Raw genomic sequence first — 24,636 nt, 5'->3', positions numbered from 1 at the left:
AAGTTTCCATTATAATCGATTTAGTTATGTTAATATAAATTAGTAAACAACATCAATAATAGCTACTATAAAATGGAGAACTATATGGAACAAATTACGTCAGCACAAAACAGTAAGATAAAAAATGCGAATAAATTAAAGAAAAAGCGAGATCGTGATAAAACTGGACAAGCATTGATTGAAGGTATTCATTTAATCGAAGAAGCTTACCAAAGCGGCATTGTCATTAAGCAACTATTTGTAATTGAACCAAATAGAACAGATGAAGCGCTTAAGGATTATGCTGAAGAGACATTTGAAATTAATATGAAAGTTGCAGAATCATTATCAGGTACGATAACACCTCAAGGTTTTTTTGCTGTAATTGAAAAGCCTAAATATGATGTTACGCAAGCAAAACAAGTATTATTAATCGATCGTATTCAAGATCCGGGTAATTTAGGCACATTAATTCGTACTTCTGATGCAGCGGGAATAGATTTGATTGTAATGGAAAAAGGTACAGCCGATCCATATCAAGACAAGGTTTTACGAGCAAGTCAAGGTAGTGTATTTCATATTCCGGTTATTACCGCAGATTTGAAAACATTTATCGCTGATTTTAATGGACCAGTTTATGGTACTGCACTTGAGAATGCGCAACCATATAAGGAGGTAGCATCTCAAGATATATTTGCCTTATTACTAGGTAATGAAGGTGAAGGTGTGAACAAGGCATTATTAAATGAAACATCACAAAATTTAACAATACCAATTTACGGCAAGGCGGAAAGCTTAAACGTAGCTATTGCTGGAAGTATTTTACTTTATCATTTGAAAGGTTGACCCTGAGAAATAAAATCGGCTATACTTAGATGTACACAATAATCAATGTAAATTAATAACTTATGTTATAAAAATTGAAAATATAACCGATAAAAAGACCTTAACTGATATAAAGTGTTGTACAGGGAGAGTAAACGTGACTGCAATTTACTCCAACATGTATTAGTTTCTTTCATCTTTTTGGTTACTTAAAGAAATTTAAGTCGGAGTACGTCTTCGTTACCAACGTTTACAAGTGTATGCATATGCATAAATTTGGGTGGTACCACGGAAAGACTTTCGTCCCAGTTTTGGGATGGAAGTCTTTTTTTATGAAAAAATGTTAACAATAAATAGTGAATATAATGTGAGAGGTGTAAGTCAATGACTCAAAACGATTCAATGGCAGAATTAAAACAACAAGCACTTGTTGATATTAATGAAGCTCAAAATGAACGCGAATTACAAGATGTTAAAGTTAAATACTTAGGTAAAAAAGGCTCAGTAAGTGGATTAATGAAAAATATGAAAGATTTACCTAATGAAGAAAAGCCAGCATATGGTCAAAAAGTAAATGAACTACGTCAAACAATTCAAAAAGAATTAGATGAGAAGCAAGAATTGTTAAAAAATGAAAAATTAAATCAACAATTAGCAGAAGAAACAATCGATGTAACATTGCCAAGTCGACAAATTAGTATAGGTTCTAAACATCCTTTAACACGAACAGTTGAAGAAATTGAAGATTTATTCTTAGGTCTAGGTTACGAAATTGTTGATGGCTATGAAGTAGAACAAGATTATTATAACTTTGAAGCTTTAAATTTACCTAAATCCCATCCGGCACGTGATATGCAAGATAGTTTTTATATTACTGATGAAATCTTAATGCGTACACACACATCTCCAGTACAAGCACGCACAATGGAAAAACGCAATGGACAAGGACCAGTTAAAATTATTTGTCCTGGTAAAGTTTATCGCCGTGATTCAGATGATGCGACACATAGTCATCAGTTCACACAAATTGAAGGACTTGTTGTTGATAAAAACATTAAAATGAGTGATTTAAAAGGTACATTAGAATTAGTGGCGAAAAAATTATTCGGTGCAGACCGTGAAATTCGATTACGTCCTAGTTACTTCCCATTCACTGAACCTTCTGTAGAAGTGGACGTATCATGTTTCAAATGTAAAGGTAAAGGCTGTAACGTATGTAAACATACAGGATGGATTGAAATTTTAGGTGCGGGTATGGTGCACCCGAATGTACTTGAAATGGCCGGATTCGATTCCAATGAGTATTCTGGTTTCGCATTTGGTATGGGTCCTGACCGTATCGCGATGTTGAAATATGGTATTGAAGATATTCGTCATTTCTATACAAATGATGTTCGATTCCTTGAACAATTTAAAGCTGTTGAAGATAGAGGTGAAGCATAATGTTGATTTCTAATGAATGGTTAAAAGATTACGTAGATGCAGGGGTTGAGGTTGAAGATTTAGCAGAACGTATTACCCGTACAGGTATTGAAGTAGATGACATGATTGATTATACAAAAGATATTAGAAATCTAGTAGTCGGCTATATTCAATCAAAAGAAAAGCATCCTGATGCAGATAAATTAAATATTTGCCAAGTAGACATTGGTGAGGAAGAACCTGTTCAAATCGTTTGCGGTGCACCCAATGTAGATGCTGGTCAACACGTCATTGTTGCGAAAGTTGGTGGTCGCTTACCAGGAGGCATTAAAATTAAACGTGCTAAATTACGTGGTGAGCGTTCAGAAGGTATGATTTGTTCATTACAAGAAATTGGTATTTCAAGTAATGTGGTACCTAAAGCATATGAAAATGGTATTTTTGTCTTTCCGACAGAAGTTGAGCCAGGAACGGATGCATTAACAGCACTATATTTAAATGATCAAGTGATGGAATTTGATTTAACACCTAACCGTGCCGATGCATTGAGTATGGTTGGGACTGCGTATGAAGTAGCGGCATTATATCAAACTGAAATGACGAAACCAGCTACTCAAAGTAACGAAACTTCAGAATCTGCAACAAATGAATTATCAGTAACAATCAATAATCCTGAAAAAGTCCCTTATTATAGTGCGCGTGTTGTTAAAAACGTAAGCATAGAACCATCTCCAATTTGGATGCAAGCACGTTTAATAAAAGCAGGCATACGACCTATTAATAATGTTGTAGATATTTCAAACTATGTTTTATTAGAATATGGTCAACCGTTACACATGTTTGATCAAGATCATATCGGCTCTAAAGAAATTGTTGTACGACAAGCGAAAGATGAAGAGACAATGACTACATTAGACAATAATGAGCGCAAGCTAGTAGACACTGATATCGTTATTTCTAATGGTCAAGAACCTATTGCATTGGCAGGCGTAATGGGTGGCGACTTTTCAGAAGTAACTGAACAAACTACTAACGTAGTAATAGAAGGTGCAATATTCGACCCAGTATCAATTCGTCACACTTCACGTCGTTTAAACTTACGTAGTGAAGCCTCTAGTCGTTTTGAAAAAGGTATCGCAACAGAATTTGTTGACGAAGCGGTTGACAGAGCATGTTACTTATTACAAGAATTAGCTTCTGGTGAAGTACTAAAAGATAGAGTATCTTCAGGAGATTTAGGATCATTTGTGACACCAATCGATATTACAGCTGAAAAGGTAAACAAAACAATTGGTTTTAATTTGTCTAATGACGAAATTCAAGCTATCTTTAAACAATTAGGTTTCGAAACAACATTAAAAGGCGAAACATTAACGGTCAATGTGCCTTCACGTCGTAAAGATATTACTATTAAAGAAGACTTAATTGAAGAAGTCGCACGTATTTATGGTTACGATGAAATCCCTTCATCATTACCAGTATTTGGCGAAGTAATAAGTGGAGAATTAACGGATCGTCAACATAAAACACGTACCGTTAAAGAAACGCTTGAAGGTGCTGGATTGAACCAAGCAATCACATATTCATTAGTTTCTAAAGATCATGCTAAGGACTTCGCACTTCAAGAACGTCCAACAATCAGTTTATTAATGCCTATGAGTGAAGCACATGCTACTTTACGTCAGAGCTTATTACCGCATTTAATTGAAGCAACTGCATATAATGTAGCTCGTAAAAATAAAGATGTTAGATTATATGAAGTTGGTCGTGTTTTCTTTGGCAATGGTGAAGGCGAACTTCCAGATGAAGTTGAATATTTAAGTGGTATTTTAACTGGAGAATATGCTGTTAATGCTTGGCAAGGTAAAAAGGAAGAAATTGACTTCTTTATCGCTAAAGGAGTTGTAGACCGAGTTGCGGAAAAATTAAATTTAGAATTTAGTTATAAAGCTGGAAAAATTGAAGGTTTACATCCAGGACGTACAGCGATTGTATCTTTAGAAGGACAAGACATTGGTTTCATTGGTGAATTACACCCACAAGTTGCAGCAGATAATGATTTAAAACGCACGCATGTGTTTGAATTAAATTATGATGCAATGATGCAAGTAGCGGTTGGATATATTAATTATGAACAAATCCCTAAATTCCCTGGTGTGACAAGAGATATTGCATTAGAAGTTAATCATGATGTACCTTCTTCTGAATTGAAACAAATTATTCATAATAATGGTGAAGACATCTTACAAAGTACATTAGTATTTGATGTTTATGAAGGTGAACATTTAGAAAAAGGCAAAAAATCAGTAGCAATCCGACTAAATTATTTAGACACAGAAGACACTTTAACTGATGAACGCGTATCTAAAATTCATGATAAGATTTTGGAAGCATTACAAGCTCAAGGTGCTACAATTAGATAATGAAGTGAAAGAGACGAATTCTGTATTAATGGAATTCGTCTCTTTATAAATTTATTTATATTTTTTAGTCACTAAATTTTGGGCTTTTTGTCGATTTTTAAAATGTTTTTTTGATATCATATCTAATGTTTCTATTCCATGTTTATCAATAATTTGAGCAGCTATCAAATCTACTTTATTACTAGCACCTTTAGGGATATCTTGTTTCATTTTATGTGATATATGATCCATATGTTTAACAAAGGCGTATCTTGAAATAATACTAGCAGCTGCGATTGCTAATGTTTTAGATTCACCTTTCGTTTCAAATTTAGTTTTTTCTGGGTAAGGTAGTGAACTTAAAGCATAGCGTTGATAAACACCACGTACTGCAAATTGATCAATTACGATATAATTTAACTCATTGCAATTAATTTTTTGGGTGACGTTTTTGATAGCTTCATTATGTAATACAGCTTTCATTTTAACTTGGGACCAACCAATAGCCTGTCTATCGTTATATTTTGGATTATCAAGCGTTAAAAGTGAATGAGGAATAAATGTAATCAATTGTTCAGCAAGTTCGATTATTTTTTGATCATTTAATTTTTTTGAATCATCCACACCAAGTGTTTTTAAAATTTTAACATTCTCCTTAGAAACATAAGCAGCACAAACAGTTAGAGGGCCGAAGTAGTCACCACTTCCTGCTTCATCACTTCCTATACAATTATAATGATTATAAGCTAATGTTTCACCTGAAGATAGGTTAGAAGATGATGAATTCTTGGAAGTAGTGGTATGATCTGGAAGTAATTGTTGGGCAACAGCTTCCGCATTTTTTCCTTGAAACATGACTTTGCCTGAATTATAAATATTTATCACAGATTGTTTGTATTTAGTTCTCGCTTTCATTCCTGGAGGTAATTGAGATGTTTCAAATGTAATTTGTTGTAAGAGATGTTGGATTTCAGATTCTGATAATTTATGAACGACGTTTGACATAAGCTAGTTGATCCTCACTTTTAAAAATATAATAAAACATAGATAAGCATAACATATTAAGGACGTTCATCAGAACAGTTATATAGTTCAAATTTACATTAATTAAAATGATTACGCGTTAGCTACTTACCAAACAACATATCCTAATGTATAATAAGTTGTGATATTCTACTACATAAATTGAGTAAAGTGCATACTAAATCGAAGTACAAGATGAGATGGTTATTTACATGTAACCATTGATAGGCTTAAAAAATAAATAATGTCAGGAGTTATTGCTATGGGAGAATTTAGAAATCGAATCAATGTCACGATTAACGATCAGAATTATACTATCATTGGTGAAGACAGCCCCGAGCATATTCGTTACGTAGCACATTTAGTTGATGAAAAGTTAAAAGAAATGGGACGTAAATCAACAGGATTAGATACTACAAGAAAATCAATCCTAACAGCGGTTAATATTATGCATGAAAAGGTTAAATTAGAAGAAGAAAATCGTAAACTATTACAAGAAATACAACAATTAAAACAACGAGAAGAATAGATGATTATTGATTTTACGATAGCTATTATAATTGTGTATGGTCTTATTATAGGGTATAGAAGAGGGGTATGGTTGAATAGTTTACATTTATTTTCAACGATAGTCTCATTAGTTATAGCACATCAATTTTATCAGCGAATTAGTTCGCAGTTAATTGTATTTATACCTTTTCCAAAGACAATTGCATATGATATGAAGTATGCTTTTCATTTTAATGATTTGCAGCAACGCTTTGATACAATTATTGCATTTTTACTAATTGCCTCACTTTGTAAGTTGATTTTATATCTTATAATAATTACTTTTGATAATATAGTGACGTATCGAATGATTAACCAAATCAGTAGACAATTTGGTAGTTTAATAAGTGTAGTGATGGCAGTCGTTGCAATACAGTTATCAATCTATGTGCTAGCATTGTATCCAATTGAGTGGTTACAACACAATTTACAACATGCGTACATAGGCAAACTTATCTTGTTTCATACACCATTTTTCTCGTCTTATATTTTAAATTTATAAAACAAAACTGATATAAGGTCAGGACAAGGCTACTTTGTTAAATGTCCTGGTCTTCTTTTTATGGAGTGATTGGAATGACAAAAAAAGATGTAATTCAATTATTAGAAAAAATAGCTATATATATGGAATTAAAAGGGGAAAATACGTTTAAAGTATCTGCGTATAGAAAAGCAGCTCAAAGCTTAGAAATTGATGAACGACCACTTGATGAAATTGAGGATGTTACTGAATTAAAAGGTATTGGTAAAGGTGTAGGGGAAGTCATTGATGAATATCGTAAAACAGGTGAATCAAGTTATTTAAAAGAATTACAACAACTTGTTCCAGAAGGCTTGATTCCATTGATGAAGATTCAAGGATTAGGTAGTAAAAAAATAGCTAAATTATATAAAGAACTTAATATTACAGATAAAGAAAGTTTACAATTGGCTTGTGAAAGTGGAAAAGTGAGCGAACTAAGTGGTTTTGCTAAAAAAACTGAACAAAATATACTTGAAGCAGTTAAAGCTTTAGGAGCAAAAAAAGATAGCTATCCAATAGACACTATGCGAGGTTTAAATCGTGTCATAATCGATTATTTAGAAACAATTGATAGTATTGAGAGATACTCAGAAGCAGGAAGCTTCCGTCGTTATAAAGAAATGAGTAAAGATTTGGATTATATTATTAGTACGGAGCATCCAGACGAAGTACAACAACAACTTTTAAATATACCTAATAAAGTGAAAGATGTTGCTGTTGGCCAAACGAAAGTTTCATTAGAGTTGACGTACGATGATGAGACTATTGGCGTAGATTTTCGCCTTATTGAGCCAGTTGCGTTCTATCACACATTACAACATTTTACAGGTTCTAAAGATCATAACATTCGTATAAGACAAATGGCTAAAGCGCAAAATGAAAAAATAAGTGAATATGGAATTGAACAGCAAGATGGCTCTTTACTACAGTTACAGAGTGAGGAAGAGATTTATCAACATTTCGGTAGTGAATGGATTGCACCCGCTTTACGTGAAGACGGTAGCGAATTTGATAAAGATTTAAGTGATATTATTACTTTGGATGATATTAACGGAGATATTCATATGCATACCACATATAGTGATGGTGCTTTTTCTATTAGAGATATGATTGAAGCAAATATAAAAAAAGGCTATCAATTCATGGTGATTACTGACCATTCACAAAGCCTTAAAGTCGCAAATGGGTTACAAGTTGAACGTTTATTACGTCAAAATGAAGAAATTAAGAAGCTAAATGAAGAATATGCAGAAATAGATATCTATTCAGGCACAGAGATGGATATTCTTCCTGATGGCTCGTTAGATTATGATGATGATGTGTTATCACAACTTGACTATGTTATAGCTGCGATTCACCAAAGCTTTAATCAATCAGAAGAAGAGATTATGAAACGTTTGGAAAATGCATGTCGAAATCCATATGTACGACACATCGCTCATCCAACAGGACGTATTATCGGTCGAAGAGAAGGGTACAAACCGAATATCGATCGATTAATGAAGTTAGCAGAAGAAACAAATACAATAATGGAAATTAACGCAAATCCTAAGCGATTAGACTTAAATGCTGAAACAGTTAAAAAATATCCTAATGTAAAATTAACAATTAATACAGATGCTCATCATATTGATCATTTAGACTTTATGAAATATGGTGTAGCCACTGCTCAAAAAGGGTTTGTAAATAAAGATCGAGTAATTAACACAATGTCTCGTCAAGCATTTAAGGATTTTGTTGGAAATAATAAAAAGTTGAAGAAATAGAGGGATTGTATGAGACAAAAAACATTAGACGTCTTAGAATTTGATAAAATCAAGTCATTTGTAGCTTCGGAAACAATAAGTGACTTAGGGCGTGAAAAAGTGTCTAAGATGTCTCCAGCCACTGACTTTGAAACAGTAGAATTTCAAATGAATGAGACAGATGAAATTTCACAAATTTATAATAAACATCGTTTGCCAAGTTTAAGTGGTTTAGCCAAAATTTCACCATTGATTCATCGTGCAAATATAGGTGGCGTATTAAATGTTACAGAGCTAAATTTAGTTAAACGTTTAATTCAAGTTCAAAATCAATTTAAGACATTTTATAATCAATTATTAGAAGAAGATGAACAAGTTGTTAAGTATCCAATTTTGAATGATAAAATGAACCAATTACCAATTTTATCGGATCTTTTCCAAGAGATAAATGAAAAATGTGATACACACGATTTATATGATAGCGCAAGTTATGAATTGCAAGGTATACGAAGTAAAATTTCAAGTACAAACCAACGCATACGACAAAATTTAGACCGTATCGTTAAAAGCCAAGCCAATCAGAAGAAATTATCTGATGCTATTATAACGGTACGTAATGATCGTAATGTTATACCGGTTAAAGCCGAATATCGCCAAGATTTCAAAGGGATTGTTCACGATCAATCTGCCTCTGGACAAACGCTTTATATCGAACCATCATCGATTGTAGAAATGAATAATCAAATCAGTCGTTTACGAAATGATGAAGCAGTAGAACGTGAGCGTATTTTAACAGAATTAACAGGTATGGTTGCTGCCGAAGCAGATGGTTGCTTAATTGCTGAATCAGTCATGGGACAAATTGACTTTTTAACAGCTAAAGCACGATATGCACGCTCAATTAAAGGAACGAAACCTACATTTTACAAAGATAGAACCGTTTATTTACCTAATGCATATCACCCACTATTAAATAAAGATACGGTTGTAGCTAATACAATTGAATTTGTTGATGATATTGAAACTGTCATAATTACAGGTCCAAATACGGGTGGTAAAACAGTTACATTAAAGACACTTGGATTAATTATTATTATGGCACAATCAGGTTTACTAATTCCGACATTAGATGGTAGTCAGTTAAGTGTCTTTGAAAATGTTTATTGTGATATAGGTGATGAGCAATCAATTGAACAATCACTATCCACTTTTTCTTCACATATGAAGAATATTGTGGAAATTTTGCAAGAGACAGATAAAAATAGTTTAGTTTTATTTGATGAATTAGGTGCAGGTACTGATCCAAGTGAAGGTGCAGCGTTAGCGATGAGTATCTTAGATCACGTTCGTGAAATAGGTTCATTAGTAATGGCTACAACACATTATCCAGAATTGAAAGCATATAGTTATAATCGTGAAGGTGTCATGAACGCTAGTGTTGAATTTGATGTTAATACGTTAAGTCCCACGTATAAATTGTTGATGGGTGTACCTGGTCGTTCAAATGCATTTGATATCTCCCGCAAATTAGGACTTAGCTTAGGTATTATTAATAAAGCTAAGACCATGATTGGGACTGATGAACAAGAAATTAATTCAATGATTGAATCTCTTGAAAAGAATTCAAAACGTGTTGATGAACAACGAATAGAATTAGATAGACTTTTAAAAGAAGCTAAAATAACTCATGACGATCTAGAGCAACAATACGAGCAGTATAAAAATTATGAGAAAAGATTGATGGATGAAGCTAAAGAAAAAGCAAATCAACGTGTTAAATCTGCTACTAAAGAAGCGGATACAATCTTAAAAGAGTTAAGAACATTACGTGATCAAAAAGGTGCAGATGTCAAAGAACACGAACTTATTGATAAAAAGAAACAATTAGATGATCAATATGAAGAGAGATCAATAAAACAAGATGTGCAAAAACAAAAATATGATGAAATACATGAAGGTGACGAGGTCAAAGTATTATCATATGGTCAAAAGGGCGAAGTATTAGAACTTGTAAATGAAGAAGAAGCAGTTGTTCAAATGGGTATTATTAAAATGAAATTACCTATTGAGGACCTTGAAAAAACTAAAAAGAAAAAAGAGAAGCCAACTAAGATGGTAACTCGACAAAATCGTCAAACAATTAAAACTGAATTAGATTTACGTGGTTATCGTTATGAGGAAGCAGTTGGCGAATTAGATCAATATATTGACCAAGCTGTCTTGAGTAATTATGAGCAAGTTTATATTATTCATGGGAAAGGTACCGGTGCACTTCAAAAAGCCGTACAGAATCACTTGAAAAAACATAAAAGTGTTAAATCATATCGTGGTGGTATGCCAAGTGAAGGTGGTTTTGGTGTGACAGTAGCTGAACTTAAATAAGGTATATTAAAGTGTAAGCAGTGTTGTTGATTTTTTTAGAAAATAACGTACAATTAAGCCAGTGAAAATAAAATGATATGAGTGAGATTCGACAATTATTGATAGATAGTTAATAAGTGAGCAACTGCAATGCACGTACTACTAAAGTCTGTTATAATTTGCTCATCATTCAAAATTTAAGGAGGATTGGCATTTATGGCAATCGTAAAAGTAACGGATTCAAACTTTGATGAAAATATTCAATCAGGCGTTAAATTAGTTGATTTCTGGGCAACTTGGTGTGGACCTTGTAAAATGATCGCACCAGTTTTAGAAGAATTAGCTGGAGATTATGATGGAAAAGCTGATATTTTAAAATTAGATGTTGATGAAAACCCATCAACAGCAGCTAAATTTGAAGTAATGAGTATCCCAACTTTAATCGTATTTAAAGACGGTGAACCAGTTGATAAAGTAGTAGGTTTCCAACCTAAAGAAAACTTAGCTGAAGTATTAGATAAACATCTTTAAGAATAATTTGAACGTATATGAGACTGGGGCATTACATAGAATGTAATAGCTCCGTCTTTTTTATGTGTAGTTAATTTTATGGGAAGGAGGATAAATGTTGTCAGACTACAAAGAGAAAATTAAAAATAAATTAAGTGTAGTTCCATTTGAACCGGGTTGTTACTTAATGAAAGATCGTAATGATCAAGTGATTTATGTCGGCAAAGCCAAGCGTTTAAGAAATAGATTACGTTCATACTTCACAGGTGCACATGATGCAAAAACTACTCGGTTGGTAGGAGAAATCCGAAATTTTGAATTTATAGTAACTTCAAGTGAAACTGAATCCTTGCTTTTAGAATTAAATTTAATTAAACAGTATCAGCCTCGCTACAATATTCTATTAAAAGATGATAAAAGTTATCCATTTATAAAAATTACTAAAGAAAAGCATCCAAAGTTAATTGTTACGCGTACAGTTAAAAAAGGTACTGGAAAATATTTTGGACCATACCCTAATGCTTATTCAGCTCAAGAGACAAAAAAGTTATTAGACCGTATTTATCCTTTTAGAAAATGTGATAAAATGCCTGATAAATTATGTCTTTATTATCACATTGGACAATGTATGGGACCATGTGTATATGATGTTGATCAACAAGTTTATGCACAAATGACTCGTGAAATAAGTGATTTTTTAAATGGTGAAGATAAAACTATACTTAAAAATTTAGAAGATCGTATGATGGATGCTAGTGAAAAATTAGATTTTGAACGTGCAAAAGAATATCGTGATTTAATACAACATATTCATAATTTAACTAAAAAACAAAAAATTATGTCATCTGATAATACGATTCGAGATGTGTTTGGTTATAGTGTCTCTAAAGGGTGGATGTGCATTCAAGTCTTCTTTATTCGTCAAGGTAATTTGATACAAAGAGATGCTACAATGATTCCTTTACAACAGCAATCTGAAGAAGAAGAATTTTATACATTTATAGGCCAATTCTATAGTTTAAATCAGCATATATTACCCAAAGAAGTACATGTTCCTAAAAATTTAGATAAAGATATGATTCAATCTGTAGTAGATACTAAAATTGTACAGCCAGCTCGTGGCGCAAAAAAAGAGATGGTAGATTTAGCAAACCATAATGCTGAAGTCGCTCTTGAAAATAAATTCGAGCTAATTGCTAGAGATGAATCACGTACAATAAAGGCAATAGAGGAGCTCGGTGAACGAATGGGTATTCAAACACCTATTCGTATTGAAGCATTTGATAACTCAAACATACAAGGTGTAGACCCTGTGTCTGCTATGGTAACCTTTGTTGATGGAAAAGCAGATAAAAAAGGTTATAGAAAATATAAAATCAAAACAGTTGATGGACCTGATGACTACAAATCAATGAGAGAAGTTGTTCGTCGTAGATACACACGTGTTCTAAATGAAGGCTTACCATTACCTGATTTGATTATAGTTGATGGTGGGAAAGGACATATGTCAGGTGTATTAGATGTTCTTGAGAATGAACTAGGACTGGATATTCCGGTCGCTGGATTAAGAAAAAATGATAAACACCAAACGTCAGAGTTACTTTATGGACCAAATGCAGAAGTTGTACCATTGAAGAAGAATAGTCAAGCATTCTATTTATTACATCGAATTCAAGATGAAGTACACCGTTTCGCAATTACATTCCATCGTCAAACACGTCAAAAAACAGGATTACAATCAGTATTGGACACTGTTGATGGAATTGGAAGTAAACGCAAGACAAGTTTATTAAGAACATTTGGTTCGATTAAGAAAATGAAGGAAGCGAGTGTAGCGGATTTGAAGAAAGCGGGACTTCCTGAAAAGGTTGCAATAAACTTGCAGCAAGCACTATCAAATGATTAATTAAAAAAAAGGGCTATGAGAATTATTCTCATAGCCCAAAAACATATAAAAAATGTTACAATACAGTTAACAAAAAGTTTATTTTTTTAAGAAAGTATGGAAGCGTTTTCTAATTGAGAAACATTATCATTAAAGTGTTTTTATTAATGATTAATGTAATACTAGCATTTCTCATTAAAACAAATATGATTTATTTACTTTTTTAAGTCCTACTTGTTTACATAGTTCTTAATAGAACCGATATTTATTGATTATTGTCACAATAATTTAACAATGGACAAGTACTAAATAAAATAGTAAATCATTATGATGTTTCTTGATTGAAAAGACTTTCTTATAAATAAACTATTTAAATCAATAGTTTTACAGGGGGGACTCCTTTTGGCAAAGTCTAAAAATGAATTCTACCTTAGACGTGTTCACTCGTTACTAGGTATTATTCCAATTGGTGCATTTTTAGTTGTTCATTTAATTGTGAACCATCAAGCAACACAAGGGGCAGAGGCTTTTAATAAGGCAGCTGGCTTTATGGAATCAATTCCATTTTTATTAGCAGTTGAATTTTTATTAATTTATATTCCAATTTTATATCACGGTTTGTATGGTATTCACATTGCATTTACAGCTAAAGAAAATATCGGTCATTATTCTTTATTTAGAAACTGGATGTTTGCATTACAAAGATTTTCAGGTATTGTGACATTCGTATTTATCTTCATGCATTTATGGCAAACTACAATTCAAAAATACTTCTTTGGTAAAGCAGTTGATTTTGAATTGATGCACAAAACACTTGAAAATCCAATTTGGGTTATCGTATATATCGTTTGTGTTTTATGTGTTATTTTCCATTTCTCAAATGGTTTATGGTCATTCTTTGTAACATGGGGATTCTTACAATCTAAACAATCACAACGTGTATTCACTTGGATTTCTTTAATCGTATTCTTAGTTTTAGGATACATTGGAGTATCTGCAATTTTCGCATTTGTATAAAACACAATTTGTAATCATATATAGTACGTTGAATTTTAGATAAGTATTTATATCAAGTACTTATCAAATGAGCTTAAGCAATTACGTTAAGCTATCGATATATTTTAGGGGAGTGACTTTTCTATGGCAGAGAAAAAAATTATTGTTGTCGGTGGAGGACTTGCCGGTCTGATGTCAACAATTAAAGCTGCAGAACAAGGTGCGCATGTAGATTTATTCTCAATTGTACCTGTTAAACGTTCGCACTCTGTTTGTGCCCAAGGTGGTATTAACGGTGCGGTAAATACCAAAGGTGAAGGGGATTCTCCTTGGATTCACTTTGATGATACAGTTTATGGTGGGGACTTCTTAGCAAACCAACCACCTGTTAAAGCTATGGCTGAAGCTGCTCCATCAATCATTCATTTATTGGACCGTATGGGCGTTATGTTTAGTAGAACAAAAGAAGGTCTATTAGACTTTAGACGTTTCGGTGGTACGCTTTATCACAGAACTGCTTTTGCAGGTGCAACTACTGGTCAACAATTATTGTACGCACTTGATGAACAAGTACGTTCATTTGAAGTAGATGGATTAGTAACTAAGTATGAGGGTTGGGAATTCCTAGGAATTGTTAAAGATGAGGACAATGCTGCAAGAGGTATCGTAGCTCAAAATATGACAACTTCTGAAATTAAATCTTTTGGTTCAGATGCCGTTATTATGGCAACTGGTGGACCTGGTATCATCTTCGGTAAAACAACAAACTCAATGATTAATACAGGTTCAGCGGCATCAATTGCATACCAACAAGGTGCTAAATATGCAAATGGTGAATTTATTCAAATTCACCCAACAGCTATTCCTGGTGATGATAAATTACGCCTAATGAGTGAATCAGCACGTGGTGAAGGTGGTCGTATTTGGACATACAAAGACGGTAAACCTTGGTACTTCTTAGAAGAGAAATATCCTGATTATGGTAACTTAGTACCTCGTGATATTGCAACGCGTGAAATCTTTGATGTATGTATCAATCAGAAATTAGGTATAAACGGGGAAAACATGGTTTATCTTGATTTATCTCATAAAGATCCACATGAATTAGATGTTAAACTTGGTGGTATTATTGAAATTTATGAGAAATTTACGGGTGATGACCCACGTAAAGTACCAATGAAAATCTTCCCGGCCGTTCACTATTCAATGGGTGGCTTATACGTAGACTATGATCAAATGACTAATATTAAAGGATTGTTCGCAGCTGGGGAATGTGATTTCTCTCAACATGGCGGTAACCGTTTAGGTGCCAACTCATTATTATCTGCAATCTACGGTGGTACTGTAGCTGGCCCTAATGCAATAAAATATGTTGAGAATGTAGAAACAACATATACTGAATTAGATGACAGCATTTATCAAAAACGTGTCGATGAAGAGCAAGAACGCTTTGATAAATTATTAAATATGCGTGGAACTGAAAATGCATATAAACTTCACCGTGAACTTGGTGAAATTATGACAGCGAACGTAACAGTTGTTCGTGAAAACGATAAATTATTAGAAACAGATAAAAAAATCGTCGAATTAATGAAACGTTATGAAAATATTGATATGGAAGATACACAAACTTGGAGTAACCAAGCTGTATTCTTCACTCGTCAATTGTGGAACATGTTAGTTTTAGCACGTGTAATTACAATTGGGGCTTACAATCGTAACGAATCTCGTGGCGCACATTACAAACCAGAATTCCCTGACCGTAATGATGATGAATGGTTAAAAACAACATTAGCTGAATATCAAGGTAGAGAAGAAGCGCCTAAATTTACTTATGAACCAGTTGATGTAAGTTTAATTCCACCACGTAAACGTGACTATACAAGTAAGTCTAAAGGAGGTAAAAAATAATGGCTGACAATCAATCAGTAAAAGACACTCCCGAAGAACTTAGCCAAAACGATAGCAATACAAATGAAAAAGAGCAAAAAGAACCAAAACAAAAATCAATTAAGTTGATTATCAAACGACAAGATAATCAAGATTCTAAACCGTATGAAGAAACGTTTGAAATTCCTTATAAAGAAAATATGAACGTAATCGCATGTTTAATGGAAATCAGACGTAATCCAGTAAATAACAAAGGTGAAAAAACAACACCTGTTACATGGGATATGAACTGTTTAGAAGAAGTTTGTGGTGCTTGTTCAATGGTCATCAATGGACGTGCTAGACAATCATGCTCAGCAATTGTTGATCAATTAGAACAACCTATTCGTCTTGAACCAATGAGTACATTCCCTGTTATTCGTGATTTACAAGTGGATCGTACTAGAATGTTTGATAACTTAAAACGTATGAAAGCTTGGATTCCGATTGATGGTACGTATGATTTAGGACCAGGACCACGTATGCCTGAGAAAAAACGTCAAACAGCTTATGAGTTATCTAAATGTATGACATGTGGTGTTTGTTTAGAAGTTTGTCCTAATGTAACGCAAAATAATAAATTCGTTGGTGCTCAGGCAATTTCTCAAGTTCGTTTATTCGACTTACATCCAACTGGTGCAATGACTAAAGACGAACGATTAGACGCTTTAATGAGTGCTGGCGGTTTGCAAGAATGTGGTAATTCTCAAAACTGTGTAAATGCTTGTCCGAAAGGTATTCCTTTGACAACTTCTATCGCAGCTATGAACAGAGAAACAACATTCCATATGTTTAAATCATTCTTCGGTTCAGACCACAAAGTGGATTAATATATACATTTAATTATAATTTGAAAAGTAGTTAATGATTCTTAATTGAATTGATTAACTACTTTTTTCTATATAAAGCATTTTAAGTTATGTATATGAATGCTTAATCGGATTAGTCAAACTCTTAGCATGTATATGATAAAATAAATGTATTATGTGTTATAAGGATGAATGAAGATGAATAAACCAATTGGTGTTATAGATTCAGGTGTTGGTGGGTTGACAGTTGCTAAAGAAATCATGCGTCAATTACCTAACGAAACAATTTACTATCTAGGGGATATTGCAAGATGTCCTTATGGTCCAAGACCTGGTGATGAAGTTAAACAATTTACTACTCAACTTGCTAATAAATTAATGCAATTTGATATTAAAATGCTTGTAATAGCTTGTAATACAGCTACCGCTGTAGCATTAGAACATTTGCAACAAATGTTGCCTATTCCAGTTATTGGAGTTATTGAGCCAGGGTCAAGAACAGCTATTATGACTACTAAAAATCAAAATGTTTTAATTTTAGGGACTGAAGGAACTATTAAATCTGAGGCGTATAGACATCATATTAAGCGCATTAATCCAAACGTCCATGTTTATGGTGTAGCTTGCCCAGGGTTTGTTCCACTAGTTGAACAAATGCGCTACGATGATCCTACAATTACAAGTATTGTCATTCATCAAACGTTAAAGCAGTGGAGAAATACTGATGCAGATACGATAATTTTAGGTTGCACACACTATCCATTGTTATATAAGCCTATAAATGATTATTTTGGAGGAGAGAAAAAAGTTATTTCCTCTGGATTAGAAACAGCACGTGAAGTTAGTGCTTTATTAACTTTTAGTAATGAACATGCGAGCTATACACAACATCCAGAGCATAGATTCTTTGCTACTGGAGATACAGTGCATATTAAAAATATCATTTTACAATGGTTAAAATTAGATGTTGAAGTTGAACGCATCAGTGTAGATGAATAATCAAGGAGGAATATGAATGGCAGACATCGTAATTGCTACAAATAATAAAGGTAAAATTAATGATTTTAAATCAATTTTTCCCAATGACAATGTGATAGGTATATCAGAACTAATAAAAGACTTTGATGTAGAGGAAACGGGAACAACTTTTGAAGAGAATGCACGATTAAAGTCTGAAGAAGCTGCAAAAGTATTGAATAAACGTGTGATAGCAGATGATAGTGGATTAGAGGTATTAGCTCTAAATGGCGAACCTGGCGTTTATTCAGCTAGATATGCAGGATTAGATAAGAGTGATGATGCTAATATTGATAAATTATTAAAAAATTTAGATGGTATCGAAAATCGAGATGCACAATTTGTTTGCGTCATTAGTATGAGTGCACCTAATGAAACTACTCAAACTTTCAAAGGTACTGTTTCTGGAGTGATTACTACTGAAAGACAGGGTGAGCATGGTTTTGGTTATGATCCTATTTTCTATGTGCCTGAAAAAGGTAAAACTATGGCTCAACTTACTGCAACAGAAAAGAGTGAAATCAGTCATAGAGGTAATGCAATTAAGAAATTGAATGCTTATTTGGAGAGTGAAAAGTAATGACAAAGTGGCTTATCGTCAGTGACAATCATACAGAATCTGGTATTTTATATCACTTATATGAAGCGCATAAGGATGCTGATGTTTTATTACATTTAGGGGATTCAGAATTTGAATATAATGATACTGAACTAAGTCTATATAGAAGAGTAAAAGGGAATTGTGACTTTTATCCTGAATTTCCTAATGAAGAAGAAGTGGTAATAAATGGTATAAAGGCTTTATATACTCATGGACATTTGTATTCAGTAAATCAAACTCGTATGCATTTAGCACAAAAAGCCAAATCTCAGGGATGTCAATTTGCATTTTATGGTCATACTCATGTTGCAAAATATGAGCATTTAGATGGTGTACATGTCATAAATCCAGGCAGTATATCACAATCTCGCAGTAGTATTGAAGAAACGTTTGCCGAACTCGTTATTGATGAAGTAAATGGTAGTGCTATTCTAAACTATAGAAATCGAGATAATCATATTATAGAAACGATTGAATTTGAAGTTTGATATATAGACACTTAAGCATTTAATTAACTCCTAAGTGTTTATTCCAATACATATAATATTGGTTATTAGAATATTAATATTGAATGGAGTTTTTAAATTGAGAAGTGAAAAACTAACGTCTTTAACGTTTTATTTTGCAATAGTCACTTTGGTCATTTCAATAATTAATTTAATACTTACATTTAAAAACTAAATTATTTAGGTAAAAAAGTTGTTGATCACGTGTCAAATATGTGTCGAAAATTTTTAAACTAACAGTATAACAATATTATCTCAGAAACTCGTCATAACATGGCGGGTTTTTCTATTTTTGGTGCAGTTTAGCTTAGTTTCTATGGTATCTAATTACAAGACAAAATAAAAAGAACGCCGTCATAACAGCGTTCTCAACCTAAAAATATATGTAATTTTTAGTTAATGACGTCCTGGGAGGGATTCGAACCCCCGACCGATGGCTTAGAAGGCCATTGCTCTATCCAGCTGAGCTACCAGGACATGAATTTTTAACACAAGAATTATTATAGCTAAAGAAACCTTATTTAGCAATAGCTTTAATATAAAAAAAGTTTATATTTTTCACTAATTATGTGTATTTGTAACTCATATCGACTATGTGCAAGTGCAATAACACATAAAGTCGAGCAATTGAATTAATATCTTCAAGCCATATGGACGCAGAAGTAATCAAATGTATAGAACCAATAGGAGACATTATAAGCAACTATGAACAAATTATGAACATCTATGAATGAATAAAGTAATAAATAGATCCTAAGTGTTGAAATAATTCTCATCTACTATTCATATACTCAATCCAATTACTAAATAAAAGTATCATGATAAATAGTGAAATACAGAAATTAATAAAGTTGCAATGATTAACATTACGATTAATTAAATAGTTGAAAAGGACTAGAATATATTCACTTGTCTGTTTAAATAAATGGTTGTATTGAGAATCCTAGACTTGCAATGGATCTACTAGTAGGTTAAAGCGTTTATAAAACAAGGTGAATTTTAAAAAAATATAAAGCCAATGTAAAGTTCTTGTAAACGTTTGCAGAATTGTCAGATTTTGCACAACATATTTGAATGCCTAAGTGTGTTTTATATAATCAAAGGTCTACAGTTTTGATGTCTAATTTATAAGTTAAGAAAGATAGAACGCAAATAGCATAAATCACTATATAGTATAAGTAACAAAACGATAGGTAAACAAAAACTTACCAATTAATCGTTTTTGGTTTTAAGAAATAGCTTAATGTATCTATTGAATTTCATACATTAAGATTTAAATACTTTAAATAAAAAGAAATGGAGCGATTTAAATGTCAAAATTAGTACAAGCAATTTCAGATGCAGTTCAAGCAGGTCAAAACCAAGATTGGACTAAATTAGGTACAAGCATTGTAGGTATCGTAGAAAACGGTGTTGGCATTTTAGGTAAATTATTCGGATTCTAAGTTTCCACATATAACATTTATTGAAAATATAAATAAACATTATAAAGGAGATAGTAATCATGGAAAAAATCGCAAACGCAGTAAAAAGTGCAATCGAAGCAGGTCAAAACCAAGACTGGACTAAATTAGGTACAAGCATCTTAGATATCGTTTCAAACGGTGTAACTGAATTAAGTAAAATCTTTGGTTTCTAATTTAACGTTTATTTTAAAACTTAGTTTGAATCATAAAAAAATATAGAGAAATGGAGAGATAAATATGCAAAAATTAGCAGAAGCAATTGCAGCAGCAGTACAAGCAGGACAAGATAAAGACTGGGGTAAAATGGGTACAAGCATCGTAGGTATCGTAGAAAATGGAATCAGTGCTTTAGGTAAAATTTTCGGCTTCTAATTTGAAATTTTAATTATCATGGACCAGGGCAAGCGCTCTGGTCTTTTTTTAATTTATAAATATATTTCTGTTAAAATAGATTTTAGAAAATAAACGTTAAGGATGAAAATATGAAATATAATACAATATTATTAGACTTCGATGATACATTAGTTGATTTTTATGATGCTGAAGATAAAGCTTTTCACAATATGGCCAAACATTATCATCATTACCCAACAGCAGAAGACTTTCAATTTTTTAAACAAATTAATCAGGCACATTGGGAGGCTTTTCAAAAGAATAAACTAACTAAAGAAGAAGTTCTTTCACACAGATTCATTGAATATTTTAATTATTATGGTATTGAAGTGGATGGTAAACAAGCAGATGTTACTTTTAGGGATGAATTAGCAAAAGCACCCATTAAGCATTTTGATTCCACTCTAGAAACGATAGATCGATTAGCTCAAAACAATGAGCTTTATATTGTTACTAATGGTGTTACAGATACTCAAAAAAGACGTATCGCTCAATTACAATTTAAAGACACATTTGATGGTGTATTTATATCAGAGGAAACGGGTTATCAAAAGCCAATGATTGAGTTTTTTTGATTATGTGTTTGAAAAAATTGGTAAGGACAAACGAAAATCTACCATTATTGTAGGTGATTCATTAACTTCAGATGTATTAGGCGGAAAAAATGCGGGAATAGCTACATGCTGGTTTAATGTAAGAAATAAAAAGAATAATTCTGATATAAATCCAGATTACGAAATTAAATCATTGAGTGAATTAGTTGATTTAATTGAAAATGAGTAAAAACATTTTATGCAAAAAGTTGGAGTGGTAAAGATTCTGATAGAATTTTTATCACTCCATAGCTTTTCCATATTCTATTTAATTATTTAGGAGACCATACGAGTACATCATGACCTTCAGGATTTTTAGCGTGTACATCCTCAAAATCTTGATTCATTAAAAATTCTTTAGAATTTTGACGTGCAATGGCTTTGATAGGCATATGATAAGATTTTGCATAATCAATAAGTGACTGACCGTACCCTTTATTTTTATAGTTATCTAAAACTTCTAGTTTCCAAAGTAGTAAATAATCATCGAATTCTGGGAAGTAAATTTCTTCAATGTCACCCTTTTTTAGTAAAGCCATTCGGGCAACAAGGTTTTCACCGTGAAAGATGCCATAGAATGGTGATTCAGAACTGGCATCGATCATTTGGCCTTGTAGTTCTTCAACCATGTATAAATCTTTGTTACCGAATTCTCTAAAAGCTTCAAACAATTCGTCTGTTTTATAATTAATTTCAAGATGTTTTACTTCACTCATTTGCGTTATCCCCCTTATTTCTTTTGTTATATTATAACTTAAATAATATGTAAATTTCATTCAATTGTATTTTTAGGACGAAAGGGTAAATTTCACTTCAAAAATTACAAATTTTTAAGCCGTTAAATTGTCATACAATGTTATAATCTTTATACTATATGAGTAATAGCTATGTTGAAGGAGTATAGATATGGACTGTCGAGTAACTCATTTTAAAGAAAAAGATTCATTTATTTCAAAATTAAAAGAAAGTGATAAAAGTTTATTAGAATTTTATCAATATAACCCAGTTGAGACAGCTAGTTTCACGACTAGGATGAAACGTCCTAATAATGGTAGAGAAAAACAATTAGCACAAATCATTAAAGACTATATGGCCGATTTGAAATTAACTACTTCTCAGCTAGAGCATATTGAGGCGCTTGAACAAGGAGCTAAAGTAGTTATTGGAGGTCAACAAGCAGGATTGTTTGGGGGACCTTTATACACTTTCCATAAAATTCTTTCGATAGTAACGTTAAGTAGTCAACTAACTAAAGAATACGGTGAAACGGTTGTTCCTGTGTTTTGGATTGCTGGAGAGGATCATGATTTTGATGAAGTGAATCATACGTATGTTTATAATGCGAATGAGGCGCAATTAAAGAAAGTAAAGTACCATACAATGACGCCTCCAGAAACAAATGTTTCAAGATATACTCCTGATAAGGAAGCTATGCTTAATGCATTAAATCTTTTCTTCGAAGAATTAAAAGAAACTAAACATTCTAAACCTTTATATAAATTATGCGTGGAAATTATTAATGAGTTTGATACTTGGACTGATATATTTAAGGCTTTATTGCATGCGGTCTTTAAAGAACACGGTGTGCTACTCATCGATGCACAGAACGATAAGCTTAGACAACTTGAAAAGCCATTACTCAAACAAATAGTAAATAATCATTCTAAAATTAATCAAGTATTCAGACAAACACAAGAGCAAACCATTGCATCGGGATTAACACAAATGATACAGACAGATACTAATGTACATTTGTTCCTTCATGAGGATGGTATGCGTCAATTAATATCAAAAGAAGATAATCATTTTAAATTAAGTAAATCTGATATTACTTACTCTGAAGAGGAATTAATTGAATTAATAGAGACAGAGCCGGAGCGTTTCTCAAACAACGTCGTTACGAGACCAGTCATGGAAGAATGGTTATTTAATACAGTAGCATTCATAGGTGGTCCAAGTGAAATTAAATATTGGGCAGAACTAAATAATGTATTCAAATTACTTAATGTAGAAATGCCGATCGTTCTTCCACGTATGAAGATGACATATATGATGGAAAGAACACAAAAACTACTTAAACAATACAGCCTAAATGTTGAAAAAGTTATTCAAAATGGTATCGATGATGACAAAAATGAATTTGTACGTGAAAAAGCTTCCAATACGTTTATACAACAAGTAGAAGAATTGAAAGCAAAACATAAAAATGTGTATCAACAATTATTAAATGAAGTTAAGGAAAATCAAGATAATTTAAATTTAGTAACTAAAAATGAAGAAATTCATAATAAACAATTTGATTATTTATTGAAACGCTATTTGTTAAATATTGAACGTGAGAATGATATTAGTATGAGACAATTTAGAGAATTGGATTTAGTATTACATCCTCACCACGGATTACAAGAAAGAATCTGGAATCCACTACAAATTATGAATGATTTTGGGATTGATGTGTTTAGTCCCTCCACTTTCCCACCACTTGAATATACATTTGATCAAATCATCATTAAACCTTAATAAATCAAGCTTTAGACCTATTTTATCGAAATGATAAAATAGGTTTTTTTTGTATAAAAAAAAGAATTTTAAGATATTTTACAGAATTAGTGGAGGATAGTGGGGATATGTGGTAAATTATAAATAAGGTGAGGTGATAATAATGTTCATGGGAGAATACGAACATCAACTTGATGCTAAAGGACGTATGATAATTCCATCTAAGTTTAGATATGACTTAAACGAACGTTTTATTATCACGCGAGGCCTTGATAAATGTTTATTCGGTTACACACTTGAAGAGTGGCAACAAATAGAAGAAAAAATGAAAACCTTACCTATGACAAAGAAAGACGCACGTAAGTTTATGCGTATGTTCTTCTCAGGTGCCATCGAAGTAGAATTGGATAAGCAAGGGCGTATTAACATTCCTCAAAATTTGAGGAAGTACGCTAGTTTAACTAAAGAATGTACAGTAATAGGTGTTTCAAATCGAATTGAAATTTGGGATAGAGAAACTTGGAATGATTTTTATGATGAATCTGAAGAGAGTTTCGAAGATATTGCTGAAGATTTAATAGATTTTGATTTTTAATGGAGGAA

General features: G+C 32.4%; 22 protein-coding genes, 1 tRNA gene and 1 pseudogene. 21 read left to right on the top strand and 3 right to left on the bottom strand.

Translation table 11 applies throughout. The features are described from left to right. Positions 1-84: 84 nt before the first annotated feature. The 3 genes from SBL16_RS00200 to pheT all read left to right on the top strand — a co-directional run bounded on the left by SBL16_RS00200 (position 85) and on the right by pheT (position 4,649). On the top strand, positions 85-825 hold the full coding sequence (locus SBL16_RS00200; protein ID WP_037536222.1) for a TrmH family RNA methyltransferase: 741 nt from the start codon (positions 85-87) through the stop codon (positions 823-825). A 363-nt stretch (positions 826-1,188) separates the two neighbouring features. Further along, entirely contained in the window at positions 1,189-2,247 is a 1,059-nt protein-coding gene (gene pheS / locus SBL16_RS00195) for a phenylalanine--tRNA ligase subunit alpha (RefSeq protein ID WP_037536224.1), read from the top strand. Continuing rightward, positions 2,247-4,649, top strand: a complete 2,403-nt coding sequence (gene pheT, locus SBL16_RS00190) for a phenylalanine--tRNA ligase subunit beta (protein WP_107611879.1) — start codon at positions 2,247-2,249, stop codon at positions 4,647-4,649. The genes pheS and pheT overlap by 1 nt, the downstream gene beginning before the upstream one ends. Positions 4,650-4,700: 51 nt before the next feature. Here pheT and rnhC read toward each other — a convergent pair whose 3' ends face one another. After that, positions 4,701-5,633: a ribonuclease HIII gene (gene rnhC / locus SBL16_RS00185; RefSeq protein WP_317952208.1), complete on the bottom strand. Its 933-nt coding sequence runs from the start codon at positions 5,631-5,633 to the stop codon at positions 4,701-4,703. 280 nt (positions 5,634-5,913) lie between these two features. Here rnhC and zapA point away from each other — a divergent pair, with 280 nt between their 5' ends. The 12 genes from zapA (at position 5,914) to SBL16_RS00125 (ending at position 19,064) form a co-directional block, all read left to right on the top strand. Then, entirely contained in the window at positions 5,914-6,180 is a 267-nt protein-coding gene (gene zapA / locus SBL16_RS00180; protein WP_011276097.1) for a cell division protein ZapA, read from the top strand. After that, positions 6,181-6,702 carry a CvpA family protein gene (locus SBL16_RS00175; protein WP_107611881.1) on the top strand — a complete coding sequence of 174 codons (522 nt, stop codon included), beginning with the start codon at positions 6,181-6,183 and terminating at the stop codon, positions 6,700-6,702. Between the two features lie 74 nt (positions 6,703-6,776). After that, entirely contained in the window at positions 6,777-8,489 is a 1,713-nt protein-coding gene (polX, locus tag SBL16_RS00170; protein ID WP_037536239.1) for a DNA polymerase/3'-5' exonuclease PolX, read from the top strand. A 9-nt stretch (positions 8,490-8,498) separates the two neighbouring features. Next, positions 8,499-10,850 (top strand): endonuclease MutS2, encoded by a 2,352-nt coding sequence (locus tag SBL16_RS00165; RefSeq protein WP_107611882.1) that lies wholly within the window; start codon positions 8,499-8,501, stop codon positions 10,848-10,850. Between the two features lie 195 nt (positions 10,851-11,045). Continuing rightward, a complete protein-coding gene (gene trxA, locus SBL16_RS00160) occupies positions 11,046-11,360 on the top strand; it encodes a thioredoxin (RefSeq protein WP_011276093.1) in 315 nt (104 codons plus the stop codon). 97 nt (positions 11,361-11,457) lie between these two features. After that, a complete protein-coding gene (uvrC, locus tag SBL16_RS00155; RefSeq protein ID WP_182477415.1) occupies positions 11,458-13,245 on the top strand; it encodes an excinuclease ABC subunit UvrC in 1,788 nt (595 codons plus the stop codon). A 381-nt stretch (positions 13,246-13,626) separates the two neighbouring features. After that, entirely contained in the window at positions 13,627-14,241 is a 615-nt protein-coding gene (locus tag SBL16_RS00150; protein WP_011276091.1) for a succinate dehydrogenase cytochrome b558 subunit, read from the top strand. Between the two features lie 123 nt (positions 14,242-14,364). Next, a complete protein-coding gene (gene sdhA / locus SBL16_RS00145; protein ID WP_053016987.1) occupies positions 14,365-16,131 on the top strand; it encodes a succinate dehydrogenase flavoprotein subunit in 1,767 nt (588 codons plus the stop codon). Further along, the gene (gene sdhB, locus SBL16_RS00140) at positions 16,131-16,979 is read left to right on the top strand and encodes a succinate dehydrogenase iron-sulfur subunit (RefSeq protein WP_107611884.1); all 849 of its coding nucleotides are present in this window, start codon (positions 16,131-16,133) and stop codon (positions 16,977-16,979) included. Before sdhA ends, sdhB begins: the two co-directional genes overlap by 1 nt. Positions 16,980-17,156: 177 nt before the next feature. After that, positions 17,157-17,957, top strand: a complete 801-nt coding sequence (racE, locus tag SBL16_RS00135; RefSeq protein WP_037536248.1) for a glutamate racemase — start codon at positions 17,157-17,159, stop codon at positions 17,955-17,957. 16 nt (positions 17,958-17,973) lie between these two features. Further along, positions 17,974-18,555: an XTP/dITP diphosphatase gene (locus SBL16_RS00130; RefSeq protein ID WP_053018965.1), complete on the top strand. Its 582-nt coding sequence runs from the start codon at positions 17,974-17,976 to the stop codon at positions 18,553-18,555. After that, positions 18,555-19,064, top strand: a complete 510-nt coding sequence (locus SBL16_RS00125) for a YfcE family phosphodiesterase (RefSeq protein WP_107611885.1) — start codon at positions 18,555-18,557, stop codon at positions 19,062-19,064. The genes SBL16_RS00130 and SBL16_RS00125 overlap by 1 nt, the downstream gene beginning before the upstream one ends. A gap of 421 nt (positions 19,065-19,485) precedes the next feature. Here the strand turns inward: SBL16_RS00125 and SBL16_RS00120 are convergent. Continuing rightward, positions 19,486-19,559: transfer RNA gene (locus SBL16_RS00120), tRNA-Arg, on the bottom strand. Between the two features lie 833 nt (positions 19,560-20,392). On the opposite strand from SBL16_RS00120, the gene SBL16_RS00115 reads away from it, so the two are divergent. From SBL16_RS00115 to SBL16_RS00100, 4 genes and pseudogenes are all read left to right on the top strand, one after another. After that, positions 20,393-20,527 carry a phenol-soluble modulin PSM-beta-3 gene (locus SBL16_RS00115; protein WP_107635757.1) on the top strand — a complete coding sequence of 45 codons (135 nt, stop codon included), beginning with the start codon at positions 20,393-20,395 and terminating at the stop codon, positions 20,525-20,527. A 59-nt stretch (positions 20,528-20,586) separates the two neighbouring features. Then, on the top strand, positions 20,587-20,721 hold the full coding sequence (locus SBL16_RS00110; protein WP_011276027.1) for a phenol-soluble modulin PSM-beta-2: 135 nt from the start codon (positions 20,587-20,589) through the stop codon (positions 20,719-20,721). Between the two features lie 64 nt (positions 20,722-20,785). Then, entirely contained in the window at positions 20,786-20,920 is a 135-nt protein-coding gene (locus SBL16_RS00105) for a phenol-soluble modulin PSM-beta-1 (protein ID WP_037536258.1), read from the top strand. 110 nt (positions 20,921-21,030) lie between these two features. Continuing rightward, positions 21,031-21,724, top strand: a pseudogene (locus SBL16_RS00100) (YjjG family noncanonical pyrimidine nucleotidase). Positions 21,725-21,806: 82 nt separating this feature from the next. Here SBL16_RS00100 and SBL16_RS00095 read toward each other — a convergent pair. Continuing rightward, complete coding sequence (locus SBL16_RS00095) at positions 21,807-22,250, bottom strand: N-acetyltransferase (protein WP_107611886.1); 444 nt, start codon at positions 22,248-22,250, stop codon at positions 21,807-21,809. Positions 22,251-22,440: 190 nt separating this feature from the next. On the opposite strand from SBL16_RS00095, the gene bshC reads away from it, so the two are divergent. After that, positions 22,441-24,054, top strand: a complete 1,614-nt coding sequence (bshC, locus tag SBL16_RS00090) for a bacillithiol biosynthesis cysteine-adding enzyme BshC (protein ID WP_107611887.1) — start codon at positions 22,441-22,443, stop codon at positions 24,052-24,054. Between the two features lie 142 nt (positions 24,055-24,196). After that, positions 24,197-24,628 carry a division/cell wall cluster transcriptional repressor MraZ gene (mraZ, locus tag SBL16_RS00085; protein ID WP_011276022.1) on the top strand — a complete coding sequence of 144 codons (432 nt, stop codon included), beginning with the start codon at positions 24,197-24,199 and terminating at the stop codon, positions 24,626-24,628. Positions 24,629-24,636: the final 8 nt, after the last annotated feature.

This window comes from Staphylococcus sp. NWU MK-U1 (genome assembly GCF_033283505.1).
GTDB lineage: Bacteria > Bacillota > Bacilli > Staphylococcales > Staphylococcaceae > Staphylococcus > Staphylococcus haemolyticus.
The sequence above is the reverse complement of the archived record's forward strand: the minus strand, read 5'-3'. Positions and strand labels throughout refer to the sequence as shown.

Bases quoted from the DNA above. Each gene is read 5' to 3' on its own strand.
- bshC (WP_107611887.1), top strand. From the start codon at position 22,441: ATGGACTGTCGAGTAACTCATTTTAAAGAAAAAGATTCATTTATTTCA.
- pheS (WP_037536224.1), top strand. From the start codon at position 1,189: ATGACTCAAAACGATTCAATGGCAGAATTAAAACAACAAGCACTTGTT.
- mraZ (WP_011276022.1), top strand. From the start codon at position 24,197: ATGTTCATGGGAGAATACGAACATCAACTTGATGCTAAAGGACGTATG.
- SBL16_RS00175 (WP_107611881.1), top strand. From the start codon at position 6,181: ATGATTATTGATTTTACGATAGCTATTATAATTGTGTATGGTCTTATT.
- sdhB (WP_107611884.1), top strand. From the start codon at position 16,131: ATGGCTGACAATCAATCAGTAAAAGACACTCCCGAAGAACTTAGCCAA.
- sdhA (WP_053016987.1), top strand. From the start codon at position 14,365: ATGGCAGAGAAAAAAATTATTGTTGTCGGTGGAGGACTTGCCGGTCTG.
- polX (WP_037536239.1), top strand. From the start codon at position 6,777: ATGACAAAAAAAGATGTAATTCAATTATTAGAAAAAATAGCTATATAT.
- zapA (WP_011276097.1), top strand. From the start codon at position 5,914: ATGGGAGAATTTAGAAATCGAATCAATGTCACGATTAACGATCAGAAT.
- pheT (WP_107611879.1), top strand. From the start codon at position 2,247: ATGTTGATTTCTAATGAATGGTTAAAAGATTACGTAGATGCAGGGGTT.
- SBL16_RS00165 (WP_107611882.1), top strand. From the start codon at position 8,499: ATGAGACAAAAAACATTAGACGTCTTAGAATTTGATAAAATCAAGTCA.
- rnhC (WP_317952208.1), bottom strand. From the start codon at position 5,633: ATGTCAAACGTCGTTCATAAATTATCAGAATCTGAAATCCAACATCTC.
- SBL16_RS00130 (WP_053018965.1), top strand. From the start codon at position 17,974: ATGGCAGACATCGTAATTGCTACAAATAATAAAGGTAAAATTAATGAT.
- SBL16_RS00095 (WP_107611886.1), bottom strand. From the start codon at position 22,250: ATGAGTGAAGTAAAACATCTTGAAATTAATTATAAAACAGACGAATTG.
- SBL16_RS00115 (WP_107635757.1), top strand. From the start codon at position 20,393: ATGTCAAAATTAGTACAAGCAATTTCAGATGCAGTTCAAGCAGGTCAA.
- SBL16_RS00200 (WP_037536222.1), top strand. From the start codon at position 85: ATGGAACAAATTACGTCAGCACAAAACAGTAAGATAAAAAATGCGAAT.
- racE (WP_037536248.1), top strand. From the start codon at position 17,157: ATGAATAAACCAATTGGTGTTATAGATTCAGGTGTTGGTGGGTTGACA.
- trxA (WP_011276093.1), top strand. From the start codon at position 11,046: ATGGCAATCGTAAAAGTAACGGATTCAAACTTTGATGAAAATATTCAA.
- SBL16_RS00110 (WP_011276027.1), top strand. From the start codon at position 20,587: ATGGAAAAAATCGCAAACGCAGTAAAAAGTGCAATCGAAGCAGGTCAA.
- SBL16_RS00105 (WP_037536258.1), top strand. From the start codon at position 20,786: ATGCAAAAATTAGCAGAAGCAATTGCAGCAGCAGTACAAGCAGGACAA.
- SBL16_RS00125 (WP_107611885.1), top strand. From the start codon at position 18,555: ATGACAAAGTGGCTTATCGTCAGTGACAATCATACAGAATCTGGTATT.